This window comes from Dietzia sp. DQ11-38-2, from assembly GCF_014145055.1.
GTDB lineage: Bacteria > Actinomycetota > Actinomycetes > Mycobacteriales > Mycobacteriaceae > Dietzia.
Window position 1 is genome coordinate 1 of sequence record NZ_JAALDW010000268.1, and the last position, 6,267, is coordinate 6,267.

Below are 6,267 nucleotides of genomic sequence, written 5' to 3' on the forward strand. Positions count from 1 at the left end.
ACATCCTGGTCAACAACGCCGGAGTCGGTACCGCGGTGCCCGCGCTCAAGGAGACACCCGAGCAGTTCCGGGGTGTGGTGGACGTGAACCTCCACGGCGCCTACTGGGCGGCCAAGGAGTGCGCGGCCGTCATGGAGCCGGGGTCGAGCATCGTCAACGTGGCCAGCGTCCTCGGACTGACCGCGGGATTCGCCCCGCAGGCCGCCTACTCCGCCTCGAAGGCCGCCGTCCTGGGGCTGACCCGGGACCTCGCGGCGCAGTGGGGGAGCCGGCGGGGGATCCGCGTCAACGCGCTCGCCCCAGGGTACTTCGCCTCGGAGATGACCGACGAGATCCCGGAGTCGATGCTCGCCGACATCACGGGGCGCACGATCTTCGGACGGTTGGGCCTGCAACCGGAGCTCGACTCCGCCCTTCTGTTCCTCGCCTCCGACGCCTCGTCGTTCGTCACCGGGTCGACTCTCACCGTCGACGGCGGCATGACCCTTCACTAGGAGGCGTGCCCTTTCACCAGGCGGCATGCCCCACAACACACCCCAGATCCAGGAGAGAGCACCATGGAATTCGCCCCCAGTCAGCGCAGCGTCGAGCTGCAGGAGAACATGTGGGAGTTCATGCGCGAGCATGTCTTCCCCGCCGAACCGGTATGGGCCGAGTACCTCCGCACCCACGGCGACCACGAGCACCCGCCCGTCATGGAGGACCTCAAGGCGGAGGCGCGCCGGCGGGGGCTGTGGAACCTCTTCCTGCCCGAGTGGTCCGGCATCTCCAATCTCGAGTTCGCCGCGGTCTCGGAGATCTCGGGCTGGTCGCCGGTGATCGCCCCGGAGGCCATCAACTCGCAGGCCCCCGACACGGGGAACATGGAGACCTTCCACCTGTTCGGGACCGACGAGCAGAAGGCGGCCTACCTCGAGCCGCTCAAGGAGGGCACGATCCGCTCGGCCTATGCCATGACCGAGCCGGACGTCGCCTCCTCGGACGCGACGAACGTCCAGACCGTCATCCGCCGCGAGGGTGACGAGTACGTGATCAACGGCCGCAAGTGGTGGATCACGGGAGTGGCGGACGAGCGATGCGAGATCTTCATCGTCATGGGCAAGACGGACTCCTCCGCCGAGACGCACCGTCAGCAGTCCATGGTGCTGGTGCCGCGGGGTACCCCGGGGCTGACCATCGAGCGAAACCTGCCGCTGTTCGGCTACCAGGACCAGCACGGCCACTGCGAGCTGGTCTTCTCGGACGTCCGCGTGCCGACGTCGAACCTGCTCGGCGAGGAGGGGGCCGGGTTCGCGATCGCCCAGGCGCGCCTCGGCCCGGGCCGGATCCACCACGCCATGCGTGCCATCGGGATGGCAGAGCGGGCGTTGGCCCTCATGGTCGACCGCGCCAAGTCCCGCCACGCCTTCGGCGGGTACCTGTCGGAACAGGGCGTAGTGCAGGAGCACATCGCCAACTCCCGCATCGAGATCGACCAGGCCCGCCTCCAGGTCCAGCACTGTGCCTGGATGATCGACACCGTCGGGGCCAAGGAGGCCCGGTTCGAGATCTCCGCCATCAAGGTGATCGCGCCACAGGTCGCCTGCACCGTGATCGACCGGGCGATCGAGATCTTCGGCGGGGCGGGGGTGTCCGACGACACGCCACTGGCGTACTTCTACGCCTGGGCGCGGGCCCTGAGGATCGTGGACGGGCCGGACGCCGTGCACCGCCGCACCATCGCGCGCGGCGAACTCCGGCGTACGCCGCCGTTCATCGGGTAACACTAGGAGTTTCCACCAGTTCCAGGTGGACCGAGTTGGAGGAATGCGGGATATGGGAGCAGTAATCGTCGAGGCCGTGCGCAGCGCGGTCGGCAAACGCAACGGTGGTCTGGCCGGCGTGCATCCGGCCGATCTGTCGGGCACGGTCCTGAACGCTCTGGTCGAGCGCGCCGGAATCGACCCCGGGGTCGTGGAGGACGTGATCTGGGGGTGCGTGACCCAGGCCGGTGAGCAGACCGGGGACATCGCACGCACAGCGGTTCTCTCGGCCGGCTGGCCCGAGACCGTCACGGGTGTGACCGTCGACCGCCAGTGCGGGTCGTCTCAACAGGCGCTGAGCTTCGCCGTCGCGGTCGTCGAGTCCGGCTACCACGACGTGGTGGTGGCCGGCGGTGTCGAATCCATGACCCGTCAGCCGATGGGCAGCTCCATCACCGGCGAGGGGATCCCGTACGGGCAGGACTTCCTCGATCGCTACGACGGCACCATGCCCAACCAGGGTGTCGGCGCCGAGATGATCGCCGAGCGATGGGGCCTGTCCCGCACGCAGCTCGACGAGTTCGCCGTGGCCTCGCACGAGAAGGCCGCTGCCGCCCAGGACGCCGGGTTCTTCGCCGGACACATCGTCCCGGTGACCACCCCGGACGGGGTCTTCGACGCCGATCAGGGAATCCGCCGGGGGAGCACGGTCGAGGGGTTGGCGGGGCTCAAGACCCCGTTCAAGTCCGACGGTGTGATCCACGCCGGCAACGCCTCGCAGATCTCGGACGGCTCCGCGGCGATCCTCGTCATGAGCGAGGAGGCCGCCGCCAGGTACGGCTGCACCCCGATCGCCCGGGTCCACACCGCCACTCTGGCGGGGGACGATCCGGTCATCATGCTCACGGCACCGATCCCGGCCACGGCCAAGGCTCTCGAGCGTTCCGGCCTGACCGTCGACGACATCGGTGTGTTCGAGGTCAACGAGGCCTTCGCCTCGGTCCCGATGGCGTGGCTCGCCGAGACCGGCGCCGACCCGGCCAGGCTCAACCCCAACGGTGGCGCGATCGCCCTCGGCCACCCGCTCGGCGGCTCCGGGGCCCGGATCTTCGCCGACCTCGTCCATCACATGAAGAACGAGGGCATCAAGTACGGCCTGCAGACGATGTGCGAGGGCGGTGGACAGGCCAACGCCACGATCATCGAGCTACTCTGACGGCCCTCGCATCACCAGCCGGCCCAAGCGTCCCCAGTAGGCCCTCACATCACGAGTCGGCGTGCATCCGCGGTCGGCGTGCAACTGCGGTCGGCGAGCATCCGCGCGAGCGGCTGACCGGGGACTCGCAGCCGCCCCCCGCGATGAACTCCAGCCTGCGCATCTGCGCACGCCAGACGCCATCGTCGGGGGCGGCTGCGCTGTGGGCGTACTCTCGCGCGTGCGGATGCCCGGCGAGGGGGCGTCGCGGCGGGGCCTGTGCTGAGGGTCGGGCCCCGGCCCCGGCCCGGCTCAGGCCCCGGTGAGCACGACGGCGCGGCCGAGAACCTCCCCGCGGTCGAGCGCCTGGTAGGTCCCGGGCGCCTCCTCAAGCCCCACGCGCCGCGAGATCACACTGCTCAGATCGAGTCTCCCTGCGGCGAGCAGCCGGATGAGCGCGGGCAGGTCCTGCCGTGCGCGGGCGCCGTAGGAACCCTTGATCTGGATCTTGCGTCTCACGACCCGCGCGAGGTCGACATCGAGCACCGTTCCGGCCGGCGGGATGCCCACCACCACGACCCTGCCGCCCTCGCGCGCGATCTCGGTGGCCTGGCGGGTGGTGGCCGCTGATCCGAGGGCCTCGAAGGCGGTGTCGACGCCCCTGCCGCCGGTGATCTCCATGACCGCCTCGGTCGCATCGACCTGCCGCGAGTTGATCGTGTGGGTGGCGCCCATGCGGCGTGCGAGGGCGAGTTTCTCGTCGTCCACGTCGATGGCGATGACGGATTCGGCGCCGCTCACCGCCGCCAGCTGGACGATGTTCTGCCCGACCCCGCCCACCGCCACGACCGCGACCGACTCACCGGTCCGGACGTCCCCGACGTTCCGCACGGCACCGTAGGCGGTGAACAGCGAGCACCCCAGGATCGCCGAGTCCGCGAGGTCCAGTTCCTCCGGGAGGGCGAACACCGCGGTGGCGGGCGTGACGCTGTACTCGGCGAGGCCGCCCATGGAATACATGGACAGCGGCTCACCGTTCGCGCGGTGGAGCCTGGTCTCGCCGTCGTACAGGGTCCCGCGCAGGCGGTTGTACTCGAAGAACGTCGAGCACAGGTCCTCCATCCCGCGGGCACAGTTCTCGCACCACCCGCACGGCATGATGAACGAGCCCACCACGCGGTCGCCCGGGCGGACCGCCGTCACGCCGCGGCCGACCTCGGCGACGACCCCGGAGACCTCGTGCCCCAGGACCCCGGGCAGGGGAAATTGGACCTCGCCCTTCATCACGTGCAGGTCGGTGTGGCACACCCCGCAGGCGGTGTTGCGGATCAGGACCTCGCCCTCCGCCGGTTGGGGGATCGGGATGTCCTCGATCACCAGGGGGGATTCCGTGTCGACACACACCGCAGCCTTCATGGTGGCGACTGTACGCAGTGGACGGGTGCCTCAGTGCCCTTCTGCGGTGAGGCGATCGGTGTCCGCCCCCAGAGTCGGTGCGGGGCCTGCGGTCATGTGCCGGCCGTCGAAGGTCGCGGGGTGCGCGGCCGCGAGGTAGGACCCCAGCCCGGGTTGCTCGAGGGGAGCGAAGAGCGGGTTGGCCTCGAGATCCCCCTCCGCGACCACCTGGTCGAAGGTGCGGTACCGCTCGTGCAGCACCGACGAGGCCGCCAGTGCCCGGGTGACCTCGTCGGTGGTGTGTGCGGCGAACCACCGGGCGAAGAGGGCGGACAGGACCTCGCGGTAGGAGTACCTGTCGGCCTCGGTGTCGAAATCGGCGCCGGTCGCCGACTCCAGGGCGTCGACGGCATCCCGGGTGCCGGTCACCCGCGCCAGGTCGTGGAAATGTCTGGTGGTCAGGGCGACGACCATCACCCGGCCGCCGTCGGCGGTGGGAAAATCCCTGCCGAAGGTGCCGTACACGTAGTTGCCCACCGCAGGCCGCGAGGAACCGTCGATCTGTGGTTCGGTGAGGTAGCCCAGCGTGCCGGCGGTGGCCAGGGCGACGTCGTCGAGGGGCAGGACGATCCGACGCCCCCGGCCGGTCCGCTCGCGGTCACGGACGGCGGCCACCACGGCCAGGGCGGCATGCAGGCCCGCCGCGACGTCCCAGGCGGGCAGGACATGGTTGACCACCGGGCCGCCGTTCTGCTCACCACCCTGCCCGCCGGTCGGCCCGGTGATCGCGGGGAACCCGAGGCCGGCGTTGACGGTGTAGTCCACTGCTGGGCCGCCGTCGCGGCGCCCGAGCAGCTCGAGGGTGATGACGTCGGGCCGGGCCGACGCCAGGCGATCATGGCTCATCCAGTCGCGGCCGCCGGAGTTGGTCACGAGGATGCCGCCGCCCTCCCCGGGAGCGGTGACGAGGTCTCGCAGCGCCTGCCGACCCCGGTCAGACCGCAGGTCGAGGGTCACCGAGGACTTCCCCCGGTTGAGCCCGGTCCAGTAGATCGAGGTCCCGTCCGGGGCGACCGGCCAGCGGTGCACGTCGGCCGCTCCACCCACCGGGTCGACCCGGATGACCTCGGCGCCGAGCTGGGAGAGCGTGAGCCCGCACAGGGGAGAGGCGACGAAGCTGGACAGTTCGATCACGCGCATCCCGCTGAGGGGTCGCGGCTCGCCGAGGTCGGTCATCGGTGGCTCCCGTCGCTCCGGTGGTGGCTGTTGCCCCGCCTTCCAATTGATGATAATGGTTTAGGCATCGCTGCACCGGATCCCGGTCCCGCGAGGTTCACGACGAAGGGCGCAACATGAGCGTGCAGGCGGACGCGGCGGGGTCTGATCCGGGAGCGGGGTCGCACGCCGCGGTGGGGTCCGGGGTCGACGCGGAGGACTTCGCCGCGATCCTCGCCGCGACCCGCGACTACATCCGGACGGTGGTGGTCCCGCGTGAGCGGGAGATCGCCGACGCCGACGCGGTCCCGGACGACATCCGGACCGGACTGGCCGAGATGGGGATGTTCGGATACGCGATCCCTCAGGAATGGGGCGGCCTCGGGGTGAACCTGTCCCAGGACGTCGAGCTGGCGATGGAGTTCGGGTACACCAGCCTGGCGATGCGGTCCCTGTTCGGCACCAACAACGGAATCGCCGGGCAGGTCCTCGTGGGCTTCGGTACCGACGAGCAGAAGGCCGAGTGGCTGGAGCGGATCGCCTCCGGCGAGGTCATCTCGTCTTTCGCCCTGACCGAGGACGGCGCGGGGTCCAACCCGGCGGGACTGACGACCAGGGCCGTCCGGGACGGCGGGGACTGGGTGATCGACGGCACCAAGCGGTTCATCACCAACGCCCCGGTGGCGGACCTGTTCGTGCTGTTCGCCCGGACGCGGCCCG

Annotated in this window: 5 protein-coding genes and 1 pseudogene; 4 read left to right on the forward strand and 2 right to left on the reverse strand. The window is 70.3% G+C overall.

Translation table 11 applies throughout. From position 1 onward, the window contains the following. From G6026_RS09705 to G6026_RS09715, 3 genes are all read left to right on the forward strand, one after another. Positions 1-494 (forward strand): SDR family oxidoreductase (locus tag G6026_RS09705; RefSeq protein ID WP_182613043.1); only part of this gene is annotated, 494 nt, incomplete at its 5' end. A gap of 63 nt (positions 495-557) precedes the next feature. Further along, positions 558-1,763, forward strand: a complete 1,206-nt coding sequence (locus G6026_RS09710; RefSeq protein WP_107756808.1) for an acyl-CoA dehydrogenase family protein — start codon at positions 558-560, stop codon at positions 1,761-1,763. Positions 1,764-1,815: 52 nt separating this feature from the next. Next, positions 1,816-2,958 (forward strand): thiolase family protein, encoded by a 1,143-nt coding sequence (locus tag G6026_RS09715; RefSeq protein ID WP_107756807.1) that lies wholly within the window; start codon positions 1,816-1,818, stop codon positions 2,956-2,958. 291 nt (positions 2,959-3,249) lie between these two features. Here the strand turns inward: G6026_RS09715 and G6026_RS09720 are convergent, their stop codons facing one another. After that, on the reverse strand, positions 3,250-4,353 hold the full coding sequence (locus G6026_RS09720) for a zinc-binding dehydrogenase (protein WP_182613044.1): 1,104 nt from the start codon (positions 4,351-4,353) through the stop codon (positions 3,250-3,252). 30 nt (positions 4,354-4,383) lie between these two features. Further along, complete coding sequence (locus tag G6026_RS09725; protein ID WP_182613045.1) at positions 4,384-5,568, reverse strand: CoA transferase; 1,185 nt, start codon at positions 5,566-5,568, stop codon at positions 4,384-4,386. 116 nt (positions 5,569-5,684) lie between these two features. Between G6026_RS09725 and G6026_RS17295 the strand changes: the two are divergent. After that, positions 5,685-6,267: pseudogene (locus tag G6026_RS17295) on the forward strand (acyl-CoA dehydrogenase family protein); the annotation flags it as partial.

Bases quoted from the DNA above. Each gene is read 5' to 3' on its own strand.
- G6026_RS09720 (WP_182613044.1), bottom strand. From the start codon at position 4,353: ATGAAGGCTGCGGTGTGTGTCGACACGGAATCCCCCCTGGTGATCGAG.
- G6026_RS09725 (WP_182613045.1), bottom strand. From the start codon at position 5,568: ATGACCGACCTCGGCGAGCCGCGACCCCTCAGCGGGATGCGCGTGATC.
- G6026_RS09715 (WP_107756807.1), top strand. From the start codon at position 1,816: ATGGGAGCAGTAATCGTCGAGGCCGTGCGCAGCGCGGTCGGCAAACGC.
- G6026_RS09710 (WP_107756808.1), top strand. From the start codon at position 558: ATGGAATTCGCCCCCAGTCAGCGCAGCGTCGAGCTGCAGGAGAACATG.